This window comes from Pararhodobacter oceanensis (assembly GCF_003076755.1).
Lineage (GTDB): Bacteria > Pseudomonadota > Alphaproteobacteria > Rhodobacterales > Rhodobacteraceae > Pararhodobacter > Pararhodobacter oceanensis.
Genome location: NZ_QDKM01000003.1, coordinates 446,737 through 473,434, shown reverse-complemented (window position 1 = coordinate 473,434; position 26,698 = coordinate 446,737). Strand labels below are relative to the sequence as shown.

At 62.9% G+C, this 26,698-nt stretch carries 23 protein-coding genes and 1 tRNA gene; 12 read left to right on the top strand and 12 right to left on the bottom strand.

The window, feature by feature from the left end:
• Nucleotides 1-8: 8 nt before the first annotated feature.
• Both DDE20_RS09725 and DDE20_RS09720 read right to left on the bottom strand, forming a co-directional pair.
• Complete coding sequence (locus tag DDE20_RS09725) at nucleotides 9-626, bottom strand: enoyl-CoA hydratase/isomerase family protein (RefSeq protein ID WP_116558277.1); 618 nt, start codon at nucleotides 624-626, stop codon at nucleotides 9-11.
• A complete protein-coding gene (locus DDE20_RS09720; protein WP_116558276.1) occupies nucleotides 623-1,387 on the bottom strand; it encodes an SDR family oxidoreductase in 765 nt (254 codons plus the stop codon). The genes DDE20_RS09725 and DDE20_RS09720 overlap by 4 nt, the downstream gene beginning before the upstream one ends.
• A 135-nt stretch (nucleotides 1,388-1,522) precedes the next feature.
• On the opposite strand from DDE20_RS09720, the gene DDE20_RS09715 reads away from it, so the two are divergent.
• Together DDE20_RS09715 and DDE20_RS09710 are read left to right on the top strand one after the other, a co-directional pair.
• Nucleotides 1,523-3,013 carry a hypothetical protein gene (locus DDE20_RS09715; RefSeq protein WP_116558275.1) on the top strand — a complete coding sequence of 497 codons (1,491 nt, stop codon included), beginning with the start codon at nucleotides 1,523-1,525 and terminating at the stop codon, nucleotides 3,011-3,013.
• A 19-nt stretch (nucleotides 3,014-3,032) separates the two neighbouring features.
• Nucleotides 3,033-4,058: a trans-3-hydroxy-L-proline dehydratase gene (locus DDE20_RS09710; protein WP_116558274.1), complete on the top strand. Its 1,026-nt coding sequence runs from the start codon at nucleotides 3,033-3,035 to the stop codon at nucleotides 4,056-4,058.
• 145 nt (nucleotides 4,059-4,203) lie between these two features.
• Here DDE20_RS09710 and pnp read toward each other — a convergent pair whose 3' ends face one another.
• The 4 genes from pnp to rpsO form a co-directional block, all read right to left on the bottom strand.
• Nucleotides 4,204-6,330 (bottom strand): polyribonucleotide nucleotidyltransferase, encoded by a 2,127-nt coding sequence (pnp, locus tag DDE20_RS09705; RefSeq protein WP_116558273.1) that lies wholly within the window; start codon nucleotides 6,328-6,330, stop codon nucleotides 4,204-4,206.
• Between the two features lie 242 nt (nucleotides 6,331-6,572).
• Nucleotides 6,573-6,848 carry a hypothetical protein gene (locus DDE20_RS09700; protein ID WP_116558272.1) on the bottom strand — a complete coding sequence of 92 codons (276 nt, stop codon included), beginning with the start codon at nucleotides 6,846-6,848 and terminating at the stop codon, nucleotides 6,573-6,575.
• Between the two features lie 149 nt (nucleotides 6,849-6,997).
• Entirely contained in the window at nucleotides 6,998-8,347 is a 1,350-nt protein-coding gene (gene gdhA / locus DDE20_RS09695) for an NADP-specific glutamate dehydrogenase (protein ID WP_116558271.1), read from the bottom strand.
• 191 nt (nucleotides 8,348-8,538) lie between these two features.
• Nucleotides 8,539-8,808: a 30S ribosomal protein S15 gene (rpsO, locus tag DDE20_RS09690; protein WP_116558270.1), complete on the bottom strand. Its 270-nt coding sequence runs from the start codon at nucleotides 8,806-8,808 to the stop codon at nucleotides 8,539-8,541.
• 316 nt (nucleotides 8,809-9,124) lie between these two features.
• Between rpsO and DDE20_RS09685 the strand changes: the two genes are divergently transcribed.
• The 7 genes from DDE20_RS09685 to DDE20_RS09655 all read left to right on the top strand — a co-directional run bounded on the left by DDE20_RS09685 (nucleotide 9,125) and on the right by DDE20_RS09655 (nucleotide 16,922).
• Nucleotides 9,125-10,210: a calcium-binding protein gene (locus DDE20_RS09685; protein WP_165814472.1), complete on the top strand. Its 1,086-nt coding sequence runs from the start codon at nucleotides 9,125-9,127 to the stop codon at nucleotides 10,208-10,210.
• A 299-nt stretch (nucleotides 10,211-10,509) separates the two neighbouring features.
• Complete coding sequence (locus DDE20_RS09680) at nucleotides 10,510-11,052, top strand: cupin domain-containing protein (protein ID WP_116558268.1); 543 nt, start codon at nucleotides 10,510-10,512, stop codon at nucleotides 11,050-11,052.
• Nucleotides 11,053-11,199: 147 nt separating this feature from the next.
• On the top strand, nucleotides 11,200-12,114 hold the full coding sequence (locus DDE20_RS09675; protein WP_116558267.1) for a VOC family protein: 915 nt from the start codon (nucleotides 11,200-11,202) through the stop codon (nucleotides 12,112-12,114).
• A gap of 4 nt (nucleotides 12,115-12,118) precedes the next feature.
• Complete coding sequence (locus DDE20_RS09670; RefSeq protein ID WP_116558266.1) at nucleotides 12,119-12,910, top strand: SDR family oxidoreductase; 792 nt, start codon at nucleotides 12,119-12,121, stop codon at nucleotides 12,908-12,910.
• 37 nt (nucleotides 12,911-12,947) lie between these two features.
• A complete protein-coding gene (locus DDE20_RS09665) occupies nucleotides 12,948-14,600 on the top strand; it encodes a thiamine pyrophosphate-binding protein (RefSeq protein WP_116558265.1) in 1,653 nt (550 codons plus the stop codon).
• 3 nt (nucleotides 14,601-14,603) lie between these two features.
• On the top strand, nucleotides 14,604-15,428 hold the full coding sequence (locus tag DDE20_RS09660; RefSeq protein ID WP_116558264.1) for an aspartate dehydrogenase: 825 nt from the start codon (nucleotides 14,604-14,606) through the stop codon (nucleotides 15,426-15,428).
• Nucleotides 15,429-15,437: 9 nt separating this feature from the next.
• Nucleotides 15,438-16,922 (top strand): aldehyde dehydrogenase, encoded by a 1,485-nt coding sequence (locus DDE20_RS09655; protein WP_116558263.1) that lies wholly within the window; start codon nucleotides 15,438-15,440, stop codon nucleotides 16,920-16,922.
• Between the two features lie 68 nt (nucleotides 16,923-16,990).
• Here the strand turns inward: DDE20_RS09655 and DDE20_RS09650 are convergent, their stop codons facing one another.
• Nucleotides 16,991-17,788, bottom strand: a complete 798-nt coding sequence (locus DDE20_RS09650) for an IclR family transcriptional regulator (protein WP_116558262.1) — start codon at nucleotides 17,786-17,788, stop codon at nucleotides 16,991-16,993.
• A 197-nt stretch (nucleotides 17,789-17,985) separates the two neighbouring features.
• Here DDE20_RS09650 and DDE20_RS09645 point away from each other — a divergent pair, with 197 nt between their 5' ends.
• Nucleotides 17,986-19,107 carry an FAD-dependent monooxygenase gene (locus DDE20_RS09645; protein WP_205961645.1) on the top strand — a complete coding sequence of 374 codons (1,122 nt, stop codon included), beginning with the start codon at nucleotides 17,986-17,988 and terminating at the stop codon, nucleotides 19,105-19,107.
• A 135-nt stretch (nucleotides 19,108-19,242) separates the two neighbouring features.
• Here DDE20_RS09645 and DDE20_RS09640 read toward each other — a convergent pair.
• Nucleotides 19,243-19,319: transfer RNA gene (locus DDE20_RS09640), tRNA-Arg, on the bottom strand.
• A gap of 221 nt (nucleotides 19,320-19,540) precedes the next feature.
• On the opposite strand from DDE20_RS09640, the gene DDE20_RS09635 reads away from it, so the two are divergent.
• Nucleotides 19,541-20,575, top strand: a complete 1,035-nt coding sequence (locus tag DDE20_RS09635; protein WP_116558261.1) for a LacI family DNA-binding transcriptional regulator — start codon at nucleotides 19,541-19,543, stop codon at nucleotides 20,573-20,575.
• Between the two features lie 73 nt (nucleotides 20,576-20,648).
• On the opposite strand, the gene DDE20_RS09630 is transcribed toward DDE20_RS09635, so the two are convergent.
• Both DDE20_RS09630 and DDE20_RS09625 read right to left on the bottom strand, forming a co-directional pair.
• The gene (locus DDE20_RS09630; protein WP_116558260.1) at nucleotides 20,649-21,977 is read right to left on the bottom strand and encodes an ammonium transporter; all 1,329 of its coding nucleotides are present in this window, start codon (nucleotides 21,975-21,977) and stop codon (nucleotides 20,649-20,651) included.
• A 22-nt stretch (nucleotides 21,978-21,999) separates the two neighbouring features.
• Nucleotides 22,000-22,338 (bottom strand): P-II family nitrogen regulator, encoded by a 339-nt coding sequence (locus DDE20_RS09625; protein WP_116558259.1) that lies wholly within the window; start codon nucleotides 22,336-22,338, stop codon nucleotides 22,000-22,002.
• Between the two features lie 348 nt (nucleotides 22,339-22,686).
• On the opposite strand from DDE20_RS09625, the gene DDE20_RS09620 reads away from it, so the two are divergent.
• Nucleotides 22,687-24,900: a transglycosylase domain-containing protein gene (locus DDE20_RS09620; protein ID WP_116558258.1), complete on the top strand. Its 2,214-nt coding sequence runs from the start codon at nucleotides 22,687-22,689 to the stop codon at nucleotides 24,898-24,900.
• A 291-nt stretch (nucleotides 24,901-25,191) separates the two neighbouring features.
• Here DDE20_RS09620 and DDE20_RS09615 read toward each other — a convergent pair whose 3' ends face one another.
• Both DDE20_RS09615 and DDE20_RS09610 read right to left on the bottom strand, forming a co-directional pair.
• Nucleotides 25,192-25,803: an MlaC/ttg2D family ABC transporter substrate-binding protein gene (locus DDE20_RS09615; RefSeq protein WP_116558257.1), complete on the bottom strand. Its 612-nt coding sequence runs from the start codon at nucleotides 25,801-25,803 to the stop codon at nucleotides 25,192-25,194.
• On the bottom strand, nucleotides 25,784-26,587 hold the full coding sequence (locus DDE20_RS09610; RefSeq protein WP_116558256.1) for an MlaA family lipoprotein: 804 nt from the start codon (nucleotides 26,585-26,587) through the stop codon (nucleotides 25,784-25,786). Before DDE20_RS09610 ends, DDE20_RS09615 begins: the two co-directional genes overlap by 20 nt.
• Between the last annotated feature and the right edge of the window lie 111 nt (nucleotides 26,588-26,698).

Genomic DNA, 26,698 nt, shown 5'->3' with positions numbered 1-26,698 from the left:
ACCCGCGGTTACCCCTGCGGTATCATCGCTTTGATCCGGCCCGCATGGCCTTGCGGCGCGGCGCAGGGATCGGCGGCCAGCGCGCGGGCCTCGGACAGCAGCGCCTCGGGCGGGGCGAGCCGGTCGACCAAACCCCAGTCCAGCGCCTCGGCGGCCTCGATCTTGGCGCCGCCCATCAGCAACAGCTTGCTGCGCCCCGGCCCGATCAGCGAGACCATCCGCGCCGGGTCCGAGGGCTGCGGCAGAAATCCCAGTTTCATCACCGGATAGAAGAACTTCGCCGATGGCACCACCAGCCGGATATCGCAGGCCAGCGCCATACCAAAGGCACCGCCCGCCAGCGTGCCGTTGAGCGCGGCGATGGTCAGGCAGGGCAGCGCGGCAATCGTGGCCGAGAGTTCCTCCCAGATCGGGTCGGTGGCCAGACCGGCGCGGGCCTCGTCAAGATCGGCGCCTGCGCTGAACACTTTGCCCGCACCGGTCAGGATGATCGCCTGTGCCTGCGGTGCGGCGTCGTGCAGATGGGCGATCAAGTCCTCCATCATCGCGCGGGTCAGCGAGTTGGCTTTATCGGGCCGGTTGAGGGTCAAGAGGGTCAGCGGCCCCTCATCATGGCGCAGGATCATGCGCCCAGCCCCAATGTCGCGCGGATTTCCGCGTTGCGCAGGCTGACCTCGCCGCCGCGGAACGCATCGGCCTCGGGGCTGCACATCCACAAGAGCGCCAGCGCGGGCCATTCCGGCGGGATATGCGCTGACCAGTCCAGCGCACTGGAGGGGGTGGCGCCTGCATCCCTGATCTCGGCCTGCATATCGGTCGCCACACTGCCCGGCGACAGCGACATGATGCGCAGCTGCTCGCCCGCCTCAAGATGCGCGACTTTGGTGAGCATCAGGGCACCCGCTTTCGAGGCGCAATAGGCGGAAATCCCCTCGCGCGGGGTATGGGCAGCGCCGGTGCCGATGGTCAGGATCGTACCGCCCGCCGCCTGCATCACCGCCAGCGCCGCGCGCATCCCATGGAACACGCCCTTGAGATTGACGTCGATCTGGTGGCTCCAGGCATCGGGATCAACCTCGGCCATCGGGCCTTGCGGGGCGACGACACCGGCATTGTTGATCATCACATCCAGCCGGCCATGCGCCGCGACCATCGCCTGCACCGCGGCCTCGACTTGCGCGGCATCGGTGACATCGCAGGGCAGCAGCTTTGCATCGAGTTCCGCTGCCAGCGCGCTCAGCGCCTCGGAGGGACGTCCGGCCAAGCCCAGCTTGGCGCCGGCTTCGGCAAACAGACGTGCGGTGGCGGCGCCGATACCCCGACTGGCGCCGGTGATCAGAACCGATTTGCCAGCCACAGAGTTGCGCCATGCGGTTTTCGTGCTCATTGCGGGCCTCGCTGCGTTGTTTGACACTTGGTATCCCGCTGTTTTCCGCCTGACCAGACCCGGTAACGGGCTTTTCGCTTGACCCCTCATGCCGCAACGCCACAATCGCAGGGGAATTGATTTACGGAGTTTGATATGATGCTCATCCGATTGACCCAATCCATTTTAGCTGCGTTTTGTCTGGTCATAGCCTTTTCGGTGGCCGCGCTGGCGCAAGAATCCGAGGCGAAAACCGCGTGGCAAAACCTGCGTTCGACGGCGGCCTCGCATGGGGTGGTGATCTCGTCGCAGGGCGCGACCGATTACGGCACCTCGCTGGTGGCGCAGAATGTGCGGGTGTTTCTTGAGGATGATCCCGACGATCTGCTGGTGCATATGCCCGAGCTGCGTATCGAGCCGCGCGGCACCGCCATCGCGCTGGTGCCTTCGCCGGAATTCACCGTGACGATCCGTCCCAGCCGCCGCGAGCTGCGCGAGTTGACCTTTACCCATGATGGCGAAATCGTTGCCGATGTCTCGGATGACCAGATTGCGATTGATCTGTTGTTCGACCAGTTGAGCGCCCGTCTGACCCGCTCGGAGCGCCGTGGCGAGGCTTTGAGCGACAGTTTCGAGATGTCGCTGGAGGGGTTCACCAGCAGCCTGAATGCCCTGCGCGAGGGCAGCGCCGATTTCACTCTGGGCGCGGAGACCACGCGCTATGATTTCAGCTTTGACGCAGGCTCTGCGCGCCGCCCCTCGCCGCAATCCGGCGACGGCACGATTGCAGGGCTTTTGGTGGAACTCTCGGGCCGCGAGCTGGATATGCTCGGCGATGACGAGGGCATGCTGCGGGCGGCCTTTGACGCGGGGCTGGCGATGCGTCTGGTCTATTCCGCGCAATCGGTCACCGGGAATTCCAGCCAGATGATCGAGGGCGCGCAGGTCGATATGACCTCCAGCGGCGGCGCCTCGGAATTTGTCGTCGATATCCGCGACGGCGTGTTTGCCGCCCATACCACCGCGGGCGCGGCGCAGATTTCCGGCGGAATGGCGGGGATTTCCGGCGATGTGAGCTTTGGCGGTCTGGGGCTGCATCTGGGCTTTCCGATGCTGTCGAGCGCCGAGGATCAGCCGCTGTATCTGCGCTTCAACCTTGATGATCTGATCGCCAGCGAAGAGACGTTGGCCTTGGCCGGTGCCGGTGATTTCGCCGGTGAGGCGGTGTCGCTGGCGCTGGAGGTCAGCGCCCTTGGCCGGTTGACCGAGGACATGGGGCCAGAGTTCTTTGAGGCCGATGAGCCGCCCTTTGACGTCACCAGCGTCAGTCTCGACCGCCTGTTGACCCGCGTCGGTGCGGCGGAATTCACCGGCAGCGGCGCCTTTGCCTTTCTCGGCGGATTGCTGGCCAGCATTGACCAGGAGATGCCCAATGGCACCGGCGATTTCGTGTTCGAGTTGATCGGTGGCGATGCGCTGCTGACGCGGCTTTCGGCGCTGGGCGTGGTGCCGCAGGACCAGCAGTTCTTTGTGCGGATGATGCTGAACGGGCTTGGCCGTCCGGTCGGCGAGGACCATCTGCGCGCCGACGTCGCGATCCGCCCCGGTGGCGCGGTGACGGTGAACGGCGCACCATTGCCGTTCTGACCGGCGCGGGGCGAGGCTGATGCGATCCACGTGCTTGGTGCAGATCACCGGCTGTCATGCCGAGGGCGAGGTCGGCGATGTGATCACCGGCGGCGTCGCCCCGCCGCCCGGTGCGACGCTCTGGGAGCAAGCGCGCTGGATCGACGCTGACGGGGCGCTGCGCGATTTCGTGCTCAACGAGCCGCGCGGCGGGGTGTTTCGCCATGTGAACCTGCTGGTGCCGCCGAAAGACCCGCGCGCGCAGATGGGGTTCATCATCATGGAGCCCGCGCATACGCCGCCGATGTCAGGCTCAAACTCGATCTGCGTGGCGACGGTGCTCTTGGAAACCGGCATCCTGCCGATGGTCGAGCCGGTGACGCATCTGGTGCTGGAGGCTCCCGGCGGGGTGATCGCGGTGCGCGCCGAGTGCCGTGACGGGCGGGTGACGCGAGTGCATGTGCAAAACCTGCCAAGTTTCGCGCAGCACCTGGACGCGGTGCTTGAGGTTGAAGGGCTGGGCAGCCTGCGGGTGGACACCGCCTTTGGCGGTGACAGTTTCGTGGTGGTCGATGCCGAGGCGCTGGGATTTGCCTTGCGCGCCGATGAGGCCGCCGATCTGGCCGCGCTCGGCGTGCGCCTGACCCGCGCCGCAACCGAGCAACTGGGCTTTACCCATCCGGGCAACCCCGACTGGCGGCATATCTCGTTCTGCCTGTTTGCAGGGGCATTGAGCGAGGGGTTCGAGACCCGCCACGCCGTCGCTATCGAGCCGGGCAAGATCGACCGCTCCCCCACTGGCACCGCGGTCTCGGCACGGCTGGCCTTGCTGCACGCGCGCGGCGAGATCGGTGAAGGACAGGTGCTGACCGCGCGCTCGCTGATTGACGGGCAGTTTCAGGGGCGGATCGTCGGCACCGGCAGCCTCGGTGAGGTGCCAACCATCACCCCCGAAATCAGCGGTCGCGCATGGCTGACCGGCACCAAACAATTGATGCTCGATCCCGGCGACCCCTGGCCGCGCGGCTACCGGCTGTCGGATACTTGGCCGAATGCCTCGGGGTGAGGGGCGGTGCGTGCGCAGCACACACCCTACACGGCCGCAGCCGTAGGGTGTGTGCTGCGCACGCACCGTCTGCTGTGACCCGAGGTGCCAAAGCAAAAGCCCCGATGTTTCCACCGGGGCTTTCAAATCTCTCAGGCGCTAAGGCTTACTCGGCGCTCTCGGTGATTTCTTCACCGGTTTCCTGATCGACCATCTTCATCGCCAGACGGACCTTGCCGCGGTCGTCAAAGCCCAGAAGCTTGACCTTGACCTCTTGGCCTTCCTTCAGCGCATCCGACGGATGGTTCAGGCGCTTGTTGGCAATCTGGCTGACATGCACCAGACCGTCACGCTTGCCGAAGAAGTTCACGAAGGCGCCGAAATCGACGATCTTCACCACGGTGCCGGTATAGACTTTGCCAGCTTCGGGCTCGGCCACGATCGAATAGATCATGTCGTAGGCCTTCTTGATCGCTTCCTGATCCGAGGAGGCAATCTTGATCACACCGTCGTCGTTGATATCGACTTTAGCGCCCGAGGTTTCGACGATCTCGCGGATCACTTTACCGCCCGAGCCGATCACTTCACGGATCTTGTCGGTGGCGATCTGCATGGTCTCGATCTTCGGCGCATACTGGCTAAAGCCTGCCGGTGCGGCGAGGGCCTTGTTCATCTCGGCGAGGATGTGCATGCGGCCGTCTTTGGCTTGCGCCAGCGCCTGCTCCATGATCTCGACGGTGATGCCCGACACTTTGATGTCCATCTGCAGCGAGGTGATGCCGTTCTCGGTGCCGGCAACCTTGAAGTCCATGTCGCCGAGGTGGTCTTCGTCACCCAGAATATCCGACAGGATCGCAAAGCGGCCATCGTCTTCAAGGATCAGGCCCATGGCAACACCGGCCACCGGTGCTTTCAGCGGCACACCTGCGTCCATCATCGCCAGCGAACCACCGCAGACCGAGGCCATCGACGACGAGCCGTTGGATTCGGTGATCTCCGACACGATGCGGATCGTATAGGGGAAGTCGGTGGCTGCGGGCAGAACCGCCTGCAGCGCGCGCCATGCCAGTTTCCCGTGACCGATTTCACGACGACCCGGAGGGCCGAAGCGACCGACTTCGCCAACCGAATACGGAGGGAAGTTGTAGTGCAGCAGGAAGTTCGACTTCGAAGTGCCGGTCAGCGCGTCGATGAACTGCTCGTCGTCGCCGGTGCCCAGCGTCGCGATGCAGAGCGCCTGCGTTTCACCACGGGTGAACAGCGCCGAACCATGGGTGCGCGGCAGAACCGAGGTTTCCGAGACGATCGAGCGCACGGTCTTGGTGTCGCGGCCATCAATACGGGGATCACCGTTGATGATGCCACCGCGCAGGATCGAGGCTTCGAGCTTTTTCATTGCCGCGCCGAGATTGGCATCGGCCAGCTCGTCTTCGGTCAATTGCGCCATGATCCCGTCACGGGCTGCCGAGATCGCGGTGACGCGCTCTTGCTTGTCGCGGATCGCAAAGGCCGCACGCATCTGCTCTTCGCCCAGGGTTTTCAGGCGGGCCAGCAGGGCCGAGTAATCCGGCGGGGTGAAGTCGAAAGGCTCTTTGGCGCAGTCTTCGGCGAAATCGACGATCATGTCGATCACCGGCTGACAGGCGTCATGGGCGAATTTCACCGCGCCCAGCATTTCCGCTTCGGTCAGCTCATAGGCTTCCGATTCGACCATCATCACGGCGTCTTTGGTGCCGGCGACAACCAGATCGAGGCGCTGCTCGGGGTTCTCGCGCAACTTGTGCATGTCGTCGCACTCGGGGTTCAGCACGTATTCGCCATCGACGAAACCGACGCGGGCGGCGGCAATCGGGCCCATGAACGGCACGCCGGAAATGGTCAGCGCGGCCGAAGCGGCGATCATTGCCACCATATCGGGCTCATTGACGAGGTCATGCGACAGCACGGTGCAGATCACCAGCACTTCGTTCTTGAAGCCTTCGACAAACAGCGGGCGGATCGGACGGTCGATCAGGCGCGAGGTCAGCGTCTCTTTTTCCGAGGGACGGGCTTCGCGCTTGAAGAAGCCACCAGGCACTTTGCCGGCGGCGTAATAGCGTTCTTGGTAGTGCACGGTCAGCGGAAAGAAATCCTGCCCCGGCTTGGGTGCGCGCGCATAGGTCACGTTGGCCATGACCGAGGTGTCACCCAGAGTGGCGATGACCGAGCCATCAGCCTGACGGGCCACGCGCCCGGTTTCGAGCGTGAGCGTGTCCTGGCCCCACTCGATCGATTTTTTGGTAATGTTGAACATTCAGCGTTTCCTGTAAGGGAGCACTCCCGGCCTTCCGGGTCTCCCGTTTTGTGTGGCGGCCCCATTGCCGCCGACCCCACATATCTTGCTTTCGAACGCCGGGGCCCGGACGTCGCGTCTCAGATGCGCGGGACATACAGGAAAAACCCGTCTCTGGGAAGGGGGCGCGGGCGCCACTGTCAATCGCCATGATTGTCGCAGAGCCATGGTGCAAACGCAGATAAACCGCGCGATTGCCCTCGCTATTCGTCGCAGGCTTCGCGGATCACCGCATCTTCGTCGGGGCCTTGGTTTTCAAGATCCTCGAAATACAGCCGCCCGCGGTGATCGGTCTGGTAGCGAATGGTAAATGCGGTGCCGTTGTTACAGGTGCCGCTGACATCGCCATATTCATCCTCAACATCGCCGCCGATCGGGGTGGAATCATTGCGCTCGAAGACTGAATAGGCATGGGCTGCGCCCGTTAGGCTCAGGGCCAATGCGGCGGCGGCAAGCAGGAGGTGTGATTGCGGTCTCATGTCGGATATCCTTTGTGCAAGGGGCTATCGCAAGACCTGCGATGCCACATCCTGCCACAAACGGGCCGAGGGACATAATCACGTTTGGTGCACCATTTGACGCCAGTCCCGCGCTTTTGCAGGCGGGACCGGCGCCAATGGCAATGGCGTCAGATCACGCCGAACGAACGCATGGTTTCCGCCACGCGCACGAAACTGGCGATATTGGCGCCCAGAACATAGTTGCCCGGCACGCCGAATTCATCGGCGGTATTGGCGCAGAGATCGTGGATATTATGCATGATCTCGGCCAGACGGGTCTCGGTTTTCTCAAAGCTCCAGCTATCGCGCGAGGCGTTTTGCTGCATCTCCAGAGCCGAGGTCGCGACCCCGCCCGCATTCGCCGCTTTGCCCGGTGCGAACAACACGCCGGCATCTTGGAAAGCGTGGATCGCTTCGGGGGTCGAGGGCATATTCGCGCCTTCGCCAACCGCGATCACACCGTTCTTGATCAGCGCGCGGGCGTCTTTGCCGCTGAGTTCATTCTGCGTCGCCGAGGGCATCGCCACATCACAGGGCACATCCCAGATCGAGCCGCCCTTGATGAAATGCGTGCCATTGCCCTTGAGTCGCGCGTATTCCGAGATCCGCTGGCGGCGCACTTCCTTGATTTCCTTGAGCAACTCAAGGTCGATACCGTTCTCGTCAACGATATAGCCGCTGGAATCCGAACAGGCGACGACCTTGCCGCCGAAGGACAGGATCTTTTCAATCGAATAGATCGCCACATTGCCCGAGCCCGAGACCACACAGCGTTTGCCGTCAAAGCTGGTGCCTTTGGTCTGCAACATGCGCTGCACGAAATAGGTGTTGCCGTAGCCGGTGGCCTCGGTGCGCGCGCGCGATCCGCCGTAAAACAGGCCCTTGCCGGTAAACACCCCCGCCTCGTAGCGGTTGGTCAGGCGTTTATATTGGCCAAACAGATAGCCGATCTCGCGGCCACCGACGCCGATATCACCCGCAGGCACATCGGTGTATTCGCCCAAGTGGCGGAACATTTCGGTCATGAAGCTCTGGCAGAACCGCATCACTTCGGCGTCCGAGCGCCCTTTCGGGTCGAAATCCGCGCCGCCCTTGCCGCCGCCGATGGGCAGGCCGGTCAGGGCGTTCTTGAACACCTGCTCGAAGCCGAGGAATTTGATGATCCCGACATTCACCGACGGGTGGAACCGCATCCCGCCTTTATACGGGCCAAGCGCCGAGTTGAATTGCACGCGAAAGCCGCGGTTGACCTGCACCTGACCTTTGTCGTCGGTCCATGGCACGCGGAAAATGATCTGGCGCTCGGGTTCGCAAATGCGCTCGATCAGCGCGCCGTCGGTGAACTCGGGGTGTTTGGCAATCACCCGCCCCAGGCTTTCCAGCACTTCGCGTGCGGCTTGGTGGAACTCGGTCTCACCGGCGTTGCGGCGGATCACGGTGTCCAGAATGGGTTCGAGTTTTTCGTCAAGTTTAGGCATTTTGGGTCTCCTGCGCGTCCGACACTTTGGGAACTACGCTATGAAACGAGGGGGTAAGCGGTTTTTTTGGCAATGAAAAGTGCCATCCGCAGGTTTTTCGCCTTCGGCCCCGGTGTTTCCTGCGACGTATGCGCATAATAAAAAACGCCCACCGAAGCCGGCGGGCGTTCCAATTTAGGATCGTGCGGCGATCAACGACGGATGTTGAGGCGCTTGATCAGGGTCTTGTAACGCTCTTCTTCTTTGCCTTTGAGGTAGTCCAGCAGCTTGCGGCGCTGGGCAACCATCATCAACAGACCACGACGCGAGTGGTTGTCTTTTTTGTGGCTTTTGAAGTGTTCGGTCAGCGTGCTGATCCGCGAGGTCAGGATCGCAACCTGAACTTCGGGCGAACCGGTGTCACCTTCTTTGGTGCCGAATTCCTGGATCAGGCGCTGTTTTTCGTCTGCTGCAATCGACATCGGGGTCTCCTGTTTATCAATGTGGCAAGGCGCAAGCCGGGATGTCGTCCAGACAAGGCCCTTGGAGTCTCCTCGCCGGAATGGGCGAAGACATGCGCATATAGACGGTAAATGCGGGCAGGGCAATATGCGACGGAACGCCTTGGTTTCGCACGCGGATTGGCGGGGCGGGGCGGCGGCATCTGGCGCGCGCGGTTAACTATAAAAGCAGAAACAGGCTGGAATCACCCTGATGATCGCGGTTTGTTCATGTTTTACGCGTTGACTGGCCCAAAGTGAGTCGCAAACGGATTTGCGGTTAGGGGGCGAGATGTGGATGTTCTTGGGTTTAATCGGTGTGGTCATGGCGTCCAGCGTGGCCGATGCCTTCATGGGTTCCGGCGCGCGCGATGCCGAGGATCCGGATGATGCGGGCAACGGCGCGGGCGGCATGCAACCCGCCGGTGGTTCAGGCACGGAGACTGGCGGGCATGTGCAGGACTTGCTGCAAGCGCTCGCCGAAGAGGATGCAGCGGAGAGCGTAAGCGATCCAGCGGCGGTGCACCAACCCACGGTGCTTGATGATGGCGCAGAGCCGAGCTGGTATGAGGAAGAGTTTCTCAGCACTGATACCCCTCTGCCGCCACCGGTTGATTCCGTGGCGGTGGTCGCCGGAGACGGCCCGCCGACCGCAGGCGGCGCGGGCAATGATACGATTATCGGCGGTGGCGCGGATGACTGGATCGACGGGTTGGATGGCGACGACTCCCTGATCGGTGGCGGCGGCAATGACACGCTGATCGGCGGCACCGGCGCGGATATCCTCTTTGGTGGCGCTGGCGGTGATGACCTCTCGGCGGGCGCAGGCGGCGGAATTTTGGCGGGGGAAGCGGGCGATGACCGGCTGACCGGCGGCGCCGAGGCCGACCTGCTCTTTGGCGGCAGCGGGGATGACACGCTAAGCGGTGGCTGGGGCAATGATATGCTGGCCGGTGGCACGGGCGCAGACCTGCTGATGGGCGGGGCGGGCGATGACACGCTGCTCGGCTATACGCCCGATGCCGATGGTTCGGATATCGACGGCGCCGACTTCCTTAACGCGGGCGCTGGCGATGATTTTCTGGTGCTCGGCAGCGGTGATATCGCCAGCGGCGGTGGCGGTGCGGACACCTTCGTGCTCGGCAGTTGGATCGACCCCGAGGCGCCCGCTCAGATCAGCGATTTCGATCCCGCAGAGGATTCGCTGGTGGTGGCCTATAGCGCCAATGGCGTCTCGCCCGATGTCAGCAGCAGCTATGATTCCGAGGCTGGCGCCTTGCTGGTCTATGCCGATGGCAACCTGCTTGCGGTCTTGCCCGGCGTTAAGGCGCTGGCCTCCGAAACCCTGTCGATGATGCCGGTGAGTGGCGGCGGAGCCAGCTAACTGCGACCGCTTGGTTCGGCCGTGGCGCGGGCTGAACGGTCGCGCGCTCGCGGGTAATTCATTGAATCCCCTCACAACGCTACGCGCCCTCGCGCAGGGGTGCCCGCCACGCGGACGGATCGCGGCCTCTCCCAGTATGCGCCTGTCAACGCGGTTCCATTGCAGCAATTCAAAAACTCCCGGCAGAGCTCCGCGCGGCGCCTGATCGGAGGCTCTACCCGCCTATTGACTTTGAATGCCTCTTGTGGTCATAATATTTGAACAGAAAGTTCATATTTGAACCATAGCAGGAGAAGATAATGGCCGCGCCGAAAAAATTCCCCTCAATCGAGCCAAGTGACGTCGAGATTCCCGCAGGCAAAACGCTGGGCAGCTGGATCGAAAGCCGCGTCGCGCGCTATGAGACCCGCACGCTGGACTGGAACGCGCTGAAGTTTCAGGCCGACTATGATCCGAAATACAAGCGCGCCCAGATGCGCTATATCGGCACCGGCGCCACCGGCATTGTCGATGACGAGAATGTGGTTCCGGCCGAGAATTTCACCTTTTCGACGATGGTGCTTCCGGCTGGCTGCGAAGGCCCGCTGCATATCCACCGTGACGCCGAAGAGGTGTTCTTCATCCTCAAAGGCCATAAAATCCGCCTGTTCATCGAGCACGAGGGCGAGACCGTTGAAACCCTTTTGACCGAGCGCGATCTGATCTCGGTGCCGCCGGGGGTCTACCGCGGGCTGCGCAACGAGGGTATCGAAGAGGCGCTGATGTGCGTGATGATCGGCAATCCGAAGCCGGTGACGCCGACCTATCCCGCAGACCATCCGGTCTCGAAGCTCAAGCGCTAAGCTGCGATGATCCGGAGCGACAGGTGCGGAGATATCGGGTCTCCCTACCCGCCGCATCTACGCTCCGGCCCCGACGCCGCACGACCGGCTTCGGGATACGCCAGCCAGACCAGAATGAGCCGCCAGCGCCACCATGAGGAGACAGATATGAGCAATCCAATACGGGCCGGATTCCTGCGCGGGATCGTCATGCGTGCGCCGGGCATCACCGCCACCACCGACTTCTACACCGAGTTGTGGGGCCTCAATGTTGCCAAAACCGCCGATGGCATCACCTATCTGCGCGGCACCGGACCTGAGCCCTTCATCTACGGTCTCAAGGACGGCGACAGCTACGGCATTGAATATGTGCATTTCGGCATGGACAACCGCGCCGATATGGATGCGCTCTATGCGCATGTGACCGCCAAGGGCGCGCCCGCTTTGGGTCAGCCTGCGGACTTTGATCATCCGATTGGCGGCTACGGGTTTGAAATCCTTGACCCCGACAACCGGCGCCTGCGCTTCACCACCGAGCTTGAGGCGAATGCCGAAGACGACAAATTTGCCTATCCGCGCAAGGTCTCGCATGTGGTGCTGAACACGCCGGATATGGACGCGCTCGAGGCGTGGTATCAGGAGGTTTTGGGCTTTCGGACCAGCGATTACTCGGCTGATATGATGGTGTTTATGCGCTGCAACCGCGATCACCACTCGATTGCTTTGGTGCGCGCGCAATATCCCTCGGTCAACCATGTCGCCTTCGAGATGCCCGATCTCGACAGCTTCATGCGCGGCATTGGCCGGATGAAGCAAAAGGGCCAAGTGCCGAGCTGGGGACCGGGGCGGCACGGGCCGGGGAACAACCCGTTCGCCTATTTCGTCTCGCCCTCGGGCTATGTGATCGAGTTCACCTCGGAATTGCAGCAGATCGACGAGGCCACTCATGAGGCGCAGGTCTGGTCGCGCACCGATCCCGATTCGATGGATCGCTGGATGACCGCAGGCCCGCCGACGCCGGCGCAGCGTGCGGTGATGGCGGGGCGTCCCGACGCCGGTTTCCCGCATCTGAAAAAGGGCTGAGCGGATGGATCTGGGGCTGCAAGGCAAAACCATTGTCGTTACCGGCGGCTCGTCGGGTATTGGCCTGGCGACCGTGCGCGCCGCGCTTACCGAGGGCGCCAATGTCGCGTTTTGTGCGCGCGGCGCCGAGCGTCTGGAGCGGGTGGCGAGCGAATTGGCGGGCGAGTTCGGCGCCGACAAACTGCTGGCCCAAGCGTTTTCCGTGCTCGATCCCGAGGCCAACATTGCCTTTGCCGCGCAGGTTGCCGAGCGTTTCGGCACCTGCGACGCCTTGATCACCAACGCCGGACAGGGCCGCGTCTCGACCTATGCCGACACCAGCGATGCCGATTGGCGCGACGAGTTGGAGTTGAAATTCTTCAGCCAGTTGCACCCGATCCGCGCCTTCGAGGCGCAGTTGCGCGCCAGCGGCACAGGCTCGATCACCGCCGTAAACTCACTGCTCGCCTACCAGCCCGAAGCGCATATGGTCTGCACCTCCGCCGCCCGCGCCGGGGTGCAAAGCCTGCTCAAATCGCTGGCCGGTGAATTGGCGCCCGCGATCCGCGTGAATTCGATCCTTGTCGGCTTGATCGACAGCCAGCAGTGGCAGCGCCGCTTTGACGCGCGCGAGGATCAAAGCCAGTCGCGCGAGGAATGGTTTGGCAATCTGGCGCGGCGCAAGGCGATCCCTCTGGGCCGTCTGGGCAACCCCGAAGAGGCCGCCCGCGCATTGGTTTTCCTCGCCTCCCCCGCCGCCAGCTATATCACCGGCGCGCGGCTTGAAATTTCTGGCGGCGTCTCGCGTTTCGTCTGACCGCCCTCGCATGACCTTTTGAACAGAAAGTCTGACCATGACCGAAACCGTTGGTTACCAAATCGCCAGAAATCTCGCCGATGCGGGTATCACCACCGTTTTCGGGGTCATTTCGATCCATAATATGCCGATCCTTGACGGGATTGCCGAGCAAGGCCGCATCCGCTTTGTGCCCGCGCGTGGCGAGGCCGGCGCGATGAATATGGCCGATGCTTTCGCCCGAGTGTCAGGGCAGGTGGGCGTGGTGCTGACCTCAACCGGAACCGCGGCGGGCAATGCCGCAGGCGGGCAGGCCGAGGCGCTGACCGCAGGCTCCAAACTATTGCATATCACCACGCAGGTTGACCGCGAGTTCATGGACCGCGACCGCGCCGCGATCCACGATGTGCCCAAACAGCCCGAGATGCTGAAGGGCGTGTCGAAAGCCTATTTCCGCATCTGGGACGAAAAATCCGCCATCGGCACGCTCAATGCCGCGATCCGCGCGGCCAGCACGCCGCCGAGCGGGCCGGTCAGTCTGGAAATTCCGGTGGATGTTCAGCGGCTTACCGCCACCACCGGCTTCACCCTCTCGCCGCCGGTTGCCGCCACGCCGCCCATTGATGAGGCGCAGATCGACGCGCTCGCCAAGCTGGTTCTGGCGGCAAAACGCCCGATGATCTGGCTCGGTGGTGGTGCGCGCGGTGCGTCTGCGCAGGCCAATGAACTTGTCGCGCGCGGCTTTGGCGCGGTCTCTTCGACGCAGGGCCGCGCTGTGGTGTCCGAGGACAACGCCGCCACGATGGGCGCCTTCAACATGACCCCTGAAGCGCGGGAAATCTATGCCGCCTCGGACCTGATGATCGTTGTCGGCTCGCGGCTGCGCGGCAATGAGACGATGAACAACAAGATGGCGCTGCCCAAGCCCTTGGTGCAGATCGACGCCGAACCAACCCAATGCGGGCGCAATTATCCGGTCGATATGTTCCTCAACGGTGACGCCGCGCAGACCCTGCAAGCGCTGCTCGACCGGCTGCCGGCCAAACTCGATGTCGATGCGCAGCAAAGCTATGATATCTCGGTCGCGCGGGCGAAATCCGAGGGCGCGCTGCGCGGGCGGCTTGGCCCCTATCAGGTGGTCGCCGATCATCTTCTGGGCGTGGTCTCGCAAGGCGGCCATCCGTGGGTGCGCGATGTGACAATCTCGAATTCGACCTTCGGCAACCGCTATGTGCAGATCGCCGCGCCGAACCTTGGTGTGCATGCGCTGGGCGGCGGCATCGGGCAGGGGATTGCCATGGGCTGCGGCGCGGCGGTGGCCTCACCGGATGTGCGCACGGTGACATTGCTGGGCGATGGCGGCGCGATGCTGGGCATTGCCGAGTTGATCACCGCCGTGGATGAGGATCTCAACGTCACCTTCTTGTTGATGAACGACGCGGCCTATGGCGTGATCGAGAACATTCAGGACGACCAATACGACGGGCGGCGCCATTATTCGGCGATCAAAACCCCCGATTTCGGCAAGCTGTGCGACGCCATCGATATGCCGCATGTGAAAGTCTCGGATATCGAGGCCTTCCCCGAGGTGTTTGACGCCTCGATGCAGCGCAAAGGCCCGATGGTCGTCGAAGTCGATATGATCGCCATCGGTCCCTTCGCCGAAGCCTTCGCCGGTCCGCCCGCCGGTGCCGCTGGCAGCAAGGCCTGAGCGATGCAGCATCTCGCCCTGATCGGTTTCGGTGCGATCTCGCGGTCTTTGGTGGCCACGCTTTGCGACCAGCCCGATGCGGGGTTGCGCGCGCTGTCGCTCTTGGTGCGCAGTGCCCCCGATAAGGCGCACGACGCGGCCACACAGCTCTGCGCACCGCATGGCATTGCGGTGAAGGTCTACACCGATCTCGCGGATCTATTGGCCGCGCAACCCGATGTGGTGGTCGAATGCGCCGGTCAACCGGCGGTCGCGGCCCACGGGGAGGCTGTGTTGCGCGCAGGGATTGATTTGATCACCGCGTCGGTCGGCGCTTTCGCCGATCAGGCTCTGTTTGACCGGCTCAAGGCCACCGCATCCGGGACCGGCGCGCAAATCATCCTGCCCGCGGGGGCCATCGGCGGCATTGACGCGCTGGTGGCGGCGCGGCTCTCGGGGTTGGAGGTCGTCACCTATACCGGCCGCAAACCACCGAGCGGCTGGGCGGGCACCGATGCCGAAAACCGCGTTGATCTGGCGGCGTTGACCGAGCCGACGGTGTTTTTTGAGGGCTCGGCCCGCGAGGCGGCGACGACCTTTCCCAAGAACGCCAATGTCGCCGCGACGCTGGCGCTGGCCGGTCTGGGCATGGACGCGACCCGCGTGCGGCTGATCGCCGATCCGCACACCCGAGAGAACACCCATGAATATCTGGTCAAATCGCAGGCGGTGGATTTCTCCCTGAGCCTGACCGGCAAAGTCTCGCCGTTGAACCCCAAGACCTCGCTATCGACCGCTTATTCACTGGCCCGCGTGGTCCTGAACCGGTCCGGCGCAATCGTTATCTAGGAGCATGAGATGAGTTTTCCCTTTCCGGACGGACGGCTGTTTGTCGGCGGCGAATGGCAGGCGGGCTCCGGCGCCGAGATCACCTCGACATTTGCCGCCGAGGGCACGGAAAATATGCGGTTCGCAGGCGCCTCCAAAGCGGATGTCCTGAGCGCCATCGACCGTGCCAAGACCGCGCAGGCCGACCCCGCGTGGCAGCGTCTGAAACCGCATGAGCGAGCGATGTATCTCTACCGGATCGCCGATGGGATCACCGCGAATATCGAGCGGATCTCATGGCTGCAAAGCCGCGACACCAGCAAAACCCGCAATGAAGCGCGCGCGCTGGCGGGTTCGGCGGCGGCGACATTTCGCTATTTCGGCGCGGTGCTCGAGACTTCGGACGAGTTGCTGACCGCGCCGCGCGGCGATTACCTGACCTATTCGGTGCATGATCCGATCGGCTTGGTCGGCGCGATCACCCCGTGGAACTCGCCGATTGCCTCGGACGCGCAAAAGGCGGCACCAGCGCTGGCGGCGGGGAATGCGGTGCTGCTGAAACCGGCCAGTTGGTCGCCCATCATCAGTCTGGAATTGGCGCGGATCGTCGAAGAGGCGGGGCTGCCCAAGGGGCTGTATTCGGTGTTGCCCGGATCGGGGCGCGAGGTCGGCAATCTGCTGGTCGAACACCCCGACATCGGCAAAGTGTCCTTCACCGGCGGCACCTCGACGGGGCGTCATCTGGCGCATGTGGCGGCGGAAAAGCTGATGCCGATCTCGCTGGAACTGGGCGGCAAATCCCCCACCATCGTGTTCGAGGATTGCGACGAGGATCTGGCGATTGCCGGTATTCTCTTCGGCATATTCTCGTCCAGCGGGCAAAGCTGCATCGCGGGTTCGCGGCTGTTCGTGCAGCGCAGCATCTATGATCGTTTCGTGTCGAGACTGGTCAAGGCGACCGAGGCACTCAAGGTTGGGCATCCGTTTGACGCCGAAACGCAGGTCTCGTCGATGGTCCACGCCGATCACCGTGCCTCGGTCGAAGCCTATGTGCAGACCGCGCGCGACGAAGGCGGCGAATTCCTCACTGGCGGCAGGCGGCCCGAGGGCGCGGAATATGACAACGGCGCCTATTACCAGCCGACGATCATCGCCGGACTGACCAATCAGGCGCAGACCTGCCGCGAAGAGATTTTCGGGCCGGTTCTGGTGGTCATGCCATTTGACGACGAAGACGATGTGATCTCCATGTCGAATGACAACGACTACGGACTCGCCTGCGGGATCTGGTCGCGCGATCACGCGAAATGCTGGCGTCTGGCGCGGGCGATCAGGGCCGGAACCGTCTGGATCAACACCTATAAGCAATTCTCGATCTCAACACCCTTCGGTGGCGACGGCGCCAGCGGCATGGGGCGCGAGAAGGGCCGCGCCGGATTGCGCGCCTATCAGCGCCAAAAATCCATCTATGAGGATCATTCCGGCCAGCCCCACCCTTGGGCGCGCTGGCCGTAAGCGGCAATTTGCGAACTGATTTGGCGGGCGCTTGGGTGATCAGGCGCCCGCACCGCGTTTAGCGGGTGTCAGCCGCTATATCCCAGCCCCATCGACGCCTGTTTGGCAATCGCCAGCACCGCGGATTTGATCGGCCCGTCCGGGGCTTGGCCTTCCTCGGCAAAGCGGCTTTCGGGGCCCGAGACATTGATTGCGCCGACCGGCAGCCCGCGATGGTCGAAGACCACCGCCGCGCAAGACCCGATACCGGCCTCGAAATTCCCCTCGCTCCAGGCATAGCCCGCGGCGCGGTCCTGCTGCGCCTGCGCCAGCACCGCCTCGATGCTGGGCGGGGTTTTCTCGGTGACCATCTCGATTGTCACATCCGAGAATAGCCCGCGAATCGCCACCTCATCCATCTCGGCCAGTATCGCCCGCCCGCCCGAGGATGAATGCGCCGGTAGCCGCGAGCCCGAGCGCATATTGCTGACCAGATGCGTGTTCGGGGTTTCACGGCTCAGATAGACCAGATCGGTGCCATCCAGAATGCCCAGATGCGCCGACATGCCGGTGCTTTGCGCCAGTTCCGCCAGCAGCGGTTGACAAACCTGCACAATATCGCGGCCATGGATCGCCTGCGCCGCAAGGCTGATCATCCCCGCGCCCAGCCGGTATCCCGCGCCCTCGTCGATCTCTTCGATCATCCGGTTGGCCTCAAGCGTGTGGATCAGCCGGATCAGCGTGGTGCGGTTGATGCCCAGCTCTTTCGAGGTGCGGCTGAGATTGCGGCATTTATGGCCGTTGCCGATATGACGCAGCAACCGCAGCGCGCGCTCGACCGGCGGCACGGAATAGGTGGTGATCTCGGTTTTCGCTGCGTCTGCCATGATGCCCTCCGCTGTTGCTTCGTCAAAATAGAACAGTTTACGCTAATTTGAACAGTCCCTAGTTCTGAATCCAGTGGAAACCTTGAAGAATTATCGCCGCAACGCGATTTCCTCAGCATTTTCTTGACCCGTTCTCACTGCGCTCCTATACTATGAACATATAGTTCAAAATAGAACGGGATGTGGCGATGGTTGGGTTGAAGATTGGAATCTCCGGCGGCGGGATCGGCGGGTTTAGCGCTGCTATCGCGCTGCGCAAGGCCGGACATAAGGTCGAGGTTTTCGAACGCGCACCGGCCTTCAACCGTGTCGGCGCCGATATCAACCTAACGCCCAACGCGGTTTTCGCGCTCGATCAACTGGGCGTTGGCGAATATCTGCGCAAGACCGCCGCGCGCCCGACCTTCCGCATCAGCCGCGACGGTGTCAGCGGCGAGGAAACCTCGCGCCTGCCGATGAGCGCCGCCGCCGAAGAGAAATACGGCGCCCCGCAGCTGACCATCCACCGCGCCGATCTGCTCAATGCTTTGCAAGACCAACTGCCGAAAGAGACGGTGCATTCGGGCATGGCCACTAGTGATGTCGAGCTGAATGACAGCGGTGCAACGCTGGTCTTTGAAGATGGCAGCCGCCGCGACTTCGATCTGGTGATCGGCGCCGACGGTATCCATTCGGCGGTGCGCACGGCGCTGTTCGGCGCGGATGATCCCAAATTCACCGGCATTGTATCCTATCGCGCGGTGTTCCCGCGCAGCAAAGCGCCCAAATCCGGCGAGAGCGACGCTTTCACCAAATGGTGGGGCGAAGTGCCGGAAAAGCAGATCGTGACCTTCCCGCTGACCCTCGGCGAAGAGATTTTCGTCTTTGCCACCACCCCGCAGCAGGGCTGGACCGAAGAGGGATGGACCCTGCCCGGTGATGTCGAAGAACTGCGCGCCGAATACAGCAATTTCCACCCCGATGCGCGCGCGCTTCTCGACGCCTGCGAGAGCGTGACCAAATCGGCGCTACATGTGCGCGAACCGATGGAGGTCTGGTCGAAGGGCCGCGCCACGATCCTTGGCGACGCGGCGCATCCGATGGTGCCCTTTATGGCGCAGGGCGCCTGTATGGCGATCGAGGATGCGGTGATCCTGTCGCGCGCGCTGAACGGTGTCGAGGCGCAGGGCGTCGAGGCAGCTCTGGCGCGCTATGAAGCAGCGCGCAAACCGCGCACGGCACAGGTGCAGGCGAATTCGCTGGCCAATGACTGGCTGAAAAAGGGCGGCAATGCCGATTGGGTCTATGGCTATGACGCCTGGTCGGTGGCCTTGGGCTGAGGCGCCAAGCTGGGTAACATGCACCAAAAGCTAAACCACCGCCGCGATCTCGCATGACCATGCAATGAACGGGGTGAGCCGCGCCGCGTGGTCGTGCCTGCAATCAAATGCGCGCCGATAGGCTGCCGTTCAAAATGGTGACCCCGGCAGGGTTCGAACCTGCAACCTGCCCCTTAGGAGGGGGCTGCTCTATCCAGTTGAGCCACGGGGCCAATACTGCCGCTTTCGACGTCGGTGACGTTGAGGCAGACGCCCTTCTATCGGGCAAAACCACCGGGTATGGCAAGCCCGTGTGCGCGTTTTCTGCATCCGAACCCTACCGCCTGCGCTTGCGCTTTTGCGGCGGCGCGGGCTAGGATGATATGGCTAACATTTTTGAATCACCGTATTGGGCGCACGGCCGCTGTGCTGCCTGCAAGGAGCGCTATTTTTCATGAGTCACACGCGTCCAACCGACCTCCGCCGCCCGTTGACCCTGCGCGACGTGTCCGAAGCCTGCGGCGTCAGCGAAATGACCGTCAGCCGTGTGTTGCGCAATCGTGAAGACGTCTCGCCCGCGACCCGCGAAAAGGTGCAGACCGCCGCCCGCGCGCTGGGCTATGTGCCGAATAAAATCGCCGGTGGTCTGGCCTCGCAGCAGGTCAATCTGGTGGCGGTGATCGTGCCGTCCCTCTCCAATATGGTGTTTCCCGAGGTGTTGAGCGGGATCTCGGCGGCGCTGGGGGATACCGGATTGCAGCCGGTCTTTGGGGTCACCGGCTATAAGGCGGAAAAAGAAGAAGAAGTGCTCTATGAGATGCTCTCGTGGCGGCCTTCGGGGGCGATCATCGCCGGGCTCGAGCATACCGATGCCTCCCGCGCGATGCTGGAAAATGCCGGCATCCCAATTGTCGAGATCATGGACAGCGACGGCACCCCGATTGATTCGGTGGTGGGGATTTCGCACCGCGCCGCGGGCATGCAGATGGCCGAGGCGATTGTCGCCGCTGGCTACCGCCGCATCGGATTTCTGGGCACCAAGATGTCCGACGATCACCGCGCGCGCAAACGCCTGCAGGGGCTGACCGACGGGCTGGCCGAACACGGGCTGGAGTTGATCGACACCGAATTCTACACCGGCGGCTCGGCGCTCAAAAAGGGCCGCGAGATGACCGAGACCATCCTTGCGCGCAATCCTGATCTGGATTTCCTGTATTATTCCAATGACATGATCGGCGCGGGCGGTTTGCTCTATTGCCTTGAGAAAGGCTATGACGTGCCCGGCAAGCTGGGACTGGCGGGATTCAATGGCGTCGATTTCCTTGAGGGTCTGCCGATGCAATTGGCGACGATTGATGCCTGTCGCTATGAAATCGGTGTGCAGGCGGCCAATCTGATCGCGGGTAAGGAAACCGGCGGTTTGATCGGTGGCCACCGGATCGAACTGACGCCGGAACTGGTGCCGGGCGATACCATTCGCAAGGCCTGAACTCACCGGTTTTCGCAGACAGAAAAAGGCCCCGAGGCATCCCTCGGGGCCATTGCGTTTTCTAGGATCAGCCTCAGGTATTGGCGAACTCGGGATAGGCTTCCATGCCCAGTTCGGCCTTGTCCAATCCGGCGATTTCATCATCCGCCGAGACCCGCAGGCCCATCACCGCCCGCAGCAACAACCACAGCGCCGCCGAGGTGCCGAAGACGAAGGCACCGACGATCGCGACCGAAGCCAACTGGCCGAACAGCGTCGCTTCGGGGTTGGTGATCGGGACCGCCAGCGTGCCCCAGATGCCGGCCATCAAGTGCACCGGAATCGCGCCGACCACATCGTCAATCCGCAGCTTGTCGAGGAAGGGCACCGCAAAGACCACAATCGCGCCGCCGATCATGCCGATCAGCGTGGCACTGCCCAGCGAGGGCATCAGCGGCTCGGCGGTGATCGACACCAGACCGGCCAGCGCACCATTCAACACCATCGTCAGGTCGGGCTTTTTATAGAGCAGTTGCGTCAGCAGCATCGCGGTCAGCGCGCCACCCGCGGCGGCGGTGTTGGTATTGGCGAAAATCCGGCTGATATCGGCGATATTGCCCGCCGTATCCATGTAGAGCTGCGAGCCGCCGTTAAAGCCGAACCACCCCATCCACAGGATGAACGTGCCCAGCGTCGCCAGCGTCAGATTGGAGCCGGGGAAGGGGTTCACACGGCCATCCTTGGTGTATTTCCCGATCCGCGGGCCAAGGATCAGCGCACCGGCCAAAGCCGCCCAGCCGCCGACCGAATGCACCACGGTGGAGCCGGCGAAATCCAGAAAGCCGAAGTTGGTGTCCAGAAACCCTGCGCCCCATTTCCACGAGGCCTGGATCGGATAGATGAATCCGGTCAGCACCACGGTGAAAATCAGGAACGGCCAGAGCTTGATCCGCTCGGCCAGAGTGCCCGAGACGATCGAGGCGGTGGTGGCGCAGAACATCAGCTGGAAAAAGAAGTCCGAGCCGACCGAGGCATAGGTCAGATCGGGTTCGGCTCCGGCCAGACCGACCGGCTCCATCGTGGCGGTGCCAAAGGCGCCCAACACATTGGAAATCGTCCAAGCATCGCCCGGATACATCAGATTATAGCCGACGAGGTAATACATCAGCGCCGCCAGCGAAAACAGCGCGATATTCTTCATCAACTGCATGGTGACATTCTTTGACCGCACCAGACCCGCTTCGAGCATCGAGAAACCGGCGGCCATCCAGAACACCAGAAAACCGGTGACCAGAAACATGAAGCTGGTGAAAATAAAGCCGACATCCTGCGGCGGCGGCGTCAGATCGGCCTCTTGGGCGAGCACCGCGACGGGAAGCACCGTCAGGGCCAGCGCGAGGGGCGTGAGTTTTTTGAAAGTCATGCGTTTTATCCTTTGTGAGCGCTTAAATCGCGTCTTCGCCGATCTCGCCGGTGCGCACCCGCACCGCCTGTTCCAGATCCAGCACGAAAATCTTGCCGTCGCCGATCTTGCCGGTGCGTGCAGCCGTCGCCAGAACCTCGGTGATCTGTTCGGCCAAAGCGTCCGGCGCGGCGATCTCCAGCTTGAGTTTCGGCACGAAACTGATCGCGTATTCGGCGCCACGGTAAATCTCGGTATGACCCGATTGCGCGCCGAACCCTTTGATCTCGGAGACCATCAATCCGCGCACGCCCAATTGCGTGAGCGCGTCTTTGACCTCGTCGAGCTTGAAGGGTTTGATCGCTGCTATGATGTATTTCACCTCGTTATCCCCTATGCGATGTTCGGACGGCGACCTAGCAGGCGCCGATGGGGATATTGCGAATGCTGCAGGTGCAAAGCGCAACGCGGCAGGCGCGCAACTGGCGCGAAAAACCGCAATCGCCGCGAATTTAGGGGGATTTGCCGGCGGTTGCTCACGAATTAATCATTTCACAAAGGCAAACCGTGAGGGTTGCGCACTCCACAATTGAACGGTTGCGCTTTATGCTGCATGCAAGACGCAGCGAGATTGACGGCGATTTCGGCTGCGAAACCGACCGCGACCCACGAGATACGCACCGCAAAAGCGACACGCACGGCATACACGACAGACAGGGCAGAGACAGGCATGGCTTCCACGGGCAATCGGCGACCGCGCTTGGTGGCGGACCGGCGCACTCCGGCACCCCGCACGCAGGCATCGCGCGCGCGGTCTGGCGGCGGTGGCAAGGGCGGCGGCAAAGGTGGTGGCGGGCGTGGTCCGAACGGGCGCAAACCGGCCAAGCGGCGTCAGGTGAAAAAGACCGGCAATTGGTTCACCCGTTTCTTTGGCGGTATCCTGCGGTTTATCTGGCGCGTGGTCTGGGGCGTGTTCTGGCGGGTGACGGCGATTGCCACGCTGGTGATGGCCGCCGCGACATTCTATTTCTACACCACCATGCCCTCGGATCTGACCGAGATGCTGGACGGGCGGGCGCGTGGCTCGGTGACGATGCGCGATGCCGATGGCGAGGTTTTCGCGTGGCGCGGTGAGACTTTCGGCGGCTACACCAGTTCTGACTCCGTCTCGCCGCATCTGCGCAACGCGATTGTTGCCACCGAGGACCGGCGGTTCTATTGGCACTTCGGGGTCAGCCCGCGCGGCATCGCCGGTGCGATCCGCTCGAATCTGGCGCAAGGGCGCGGCCCGTTCAGCGGCGCTGGCGGCTCGACGATCACCCAGCAGGTGTCGAAGCTCCTGTGTCTTGGCGTGGCCTTTGATCCCGAGGTTTGGGATTCCGAGGCCGATTATGAAAGCGACTGCCGCGAGGGCACGATCTGGCGCAAAATTCAGGAACTGCCCTACGCCTTCGCGCTGGAACTGCGCTTTACCAAGGCGGAAATCCTGACGATCTATATCAACCGCGCCTTTCTCGGGGCCGGTTCGCGCGGGTTCGAGGCCGCCGCCGAGCGCTATTTCGGCCATTCCGCCGCGCAGGTGGATGCCGCCGAAGCCGCGATGCTGGCCGGATTGCTGGTCGCGCCTTCCTATTACGCGCCGACGCGCAATCTGGGGCGCGCGCAGGAGCGGGCGAATATCGTGCTCGGGCTGATGGCCGAGGAAGACTATCTCACCGATGCCGAATTGGCCGAAGCGCGCGCCAATCCGGCAGAGCTGCATGAGGCCGCCGAAACCTCGACCGGCGGGTTTTTCGCCGATTGGGTGATGCAATCCGGCCCCGCATGGCTGACCCGCGACACCACCGAGGATGTGCTGATCCAGACCACGCTGGACCAGCGCGTGCAACTGGCCGCGCAAGACGCTTTGCAACAGGTGTTCATGGAACGGGTGCGCGACGATTCCGTCGCTGAGGCCAGCGTATTGGTGATGTCGGCGGATGGCGCGGTGCGGGCGATGGTCGGCGGGCGCAGCTATACGGTCGGCGGTTTTAACCGCGCGACACAGGCGCGACGGCAAACCGGCTCGGCGTTCAAACCCTTCGTCTATGCGCTGGCGATGGATGTCGGCTATCAGCCCTATGATCTGGTTGAGGATGCGCCGCTGACCATTAATGTGCCCGGCTCCGGCCCGTGGTCGCCGCGCAATTACTCGCGGCGCTATCTGGGCTTCATGACCCTGACCGAGGCGCTGGCACGGTCGCAAAACGTTCCGGCGGTGCGGATTTCCGAGGCGATGGGCCGCGAGAATGTGCGGCAGGCGGCGAATGCCTTTGGCTTGCACTCGGATCTCGCCGAAGGTCCGGCCTTGGCTCTCGGCGCCTCCGAGGCGACCCTGCTCGAGATGACCGCCGCTTTCGCCGGTATCCTCAACGGCGGCAGTTCGGTGCAGCCCTACGGGTTCACCTCATTGACCCTTGCCGGTGAGCGCGAGCCGCTGTTGCGCATCGGCAGCGGTATCGGCGAGCGGGTGATCTCGGAGGAAGCGGCGCAGCAATTGATCTGGATGATGTCGCAGGTGATCGAAGCGCCCTATGGCACCGGTCGCCGCGCCGCACTGCCCGACGGGCGCGAGGCGGCGGGCAAGACCGGCACCACACAGGGCGCGCGTGACGCTTGGTTTGTCGGGTTTACCGCCGATTACGTGGTCGGCGTCTGGATGGGCAACGACGACAATTCACCGCTGAGCGGGGTGACCGGTGGCGGTCTTCCGGCGGAGATCTGGCGCGAGACGATGGTGCGGATCCACGACGGTCTGCCGCAGCGCCCGCTGCCGATGGTGGTGCCCGAACGTCCCGAACTCGACCCGCCGACCACGCGCGATAGTGGCGGCGGTCAAAGCGGCGGCGGCTCGCTGTCGGATTCGATCATGGGCGTGCTCAACGGTATTCTGGGCGGGAATTGAGCCGCGGGATGATTGCGGAGGTATAGAACCCTTGCGCCTTCGACTCTTCGAGCATTGCGCTAAGGGCCGCGCCCGACCCTGGGAGGGCGCTTCCAGCCTTTGAATAGCGCGCTGCGCTCAAAAGCACGCATGTCGGATGTGCTGTGAAGGCCATCGCCAGTGCGCCCTCCCGGGGGGAGGGTCGGGCGCGGCCCGGGCTGATGCCCGTGCCTGACGGGGTTCAAGGTTGGGAGAGATGAACTCCCGTGTTTGCATCTGGAGGTTTCAACGAGGGAGGTTAGCGAGCCCCCCTCACCCCGACTGCTGCAAATCTTGTATCATCCGGTCCAGATTGCCGCCGCGACGCTCCAGCATGGTGCCGATTTCCTGCCGCTCGGCGGCCAATACATTCACCCCTTCGATGATCAGGTTGAAAAACCGCGCCCGTCCGCTGCGGTCCGAGACATGCCAGCGCACCTCGAAAGGGGCACGCCCGCGCAGGGTCATCGTCGACTCGACCTCCCAGAAGCTTTGCACCTGCCGCGCGGTATCGACCTGCACCGTGGCGCCGATGAACTGGCGGAACTGCCCGCCGTATTTGCGCGACAGATAGGCGCGAAAGCCGGCGGTGAAGGCCTGCATCTGGCTGGCGCTGGCGCTGCGCGCGGGCGGGCCAAGCACCGAACGCGCGATGATCGGCACATCACCATATTGATCGAACAGCCCTTCGAACCGCGCGATCATCTGCCCCTCGGAGCCACCGGAATTGATGATCCCGTGGATGTCGGCCATCACACTGTCAATCAGGCTGCGCGCCTGCCCCTGGGTGAGGGCGGCGGCGGGCAGCACCGGCAGCAGCGCAGCACCACCGGTTGCGGCGATACCCAGCAAGACGCGGCGGCGGTCAATCATATAGATCGGCATAGGGGTCAATAATCTCGTCCTCGATTTCCACCCCCAGATGATAGCGCCGGGTTTGCAAATAAAGAAGCCTCGCCTGCGCATAGGGATCGGCGGTGTTGATCACATTCGCGTCGAGTATTTCGGCGTATTCCGCGCGATCCGCAAAGCGCGCGGCACCCCTCGCCACCAGCGTGCCGCCGAACTCGCCGCGGGGCAGGGCAAAGCGCAAGGGATCAAGCACCAGATCGACGGCCAGCCCGAGCGCATCGCGTTCGGTCGAGGGACCGAGGAGCGGCAACACCACATAGGCGCCCTCGCCAACGCCCCAACGGTGCAGGGTTTCGCCGAAATCCGAGCGCCGCCCGTGAATGCCGATGCGGCCCGCCGGATCAAACAGCCCGCCCAGCCCGACGGTCGAATTGATCACCAAGCGCAGGGTGTTTTCCGCCGCACGGTCGGGTCGGATCTGCAAGAGATCATTGGCAATCGTCGAGGGCAGTCCCAGATTTGCGCCAAAATTACTGACAATGCGACGCAAAAATGAACCACGCTGCGGCGTCACCGCATCCGGCGCCACAACGGTTTCGCCCTCATCATCCAGAGCGACCAAAGCTGGATCTGTCTCTGCCTCGGTATCGCCGGACAGCGCCTGATCCAGTGCTAAGTTATTGTTAAACCACGCACGATTGACCGATTCGTAAGGGTCATTTGTGCCCGAAGGTAGCGGCGCCTGCGCGCAACCCGCCGCCAGAGCGCCGATCAGCAAGACTGCAACGATTGATCTCGCACGGCGCGGTGCGGGCATTCTGGTCTCCTGTATCGTTTACCGAATACTAGCAAGTTGCAGGCTATCACCTTCTTTATAAGGAGCGCTGAAGCAATGGCAACCACGAGGCACCGCAGGCAGGGAGGGCAA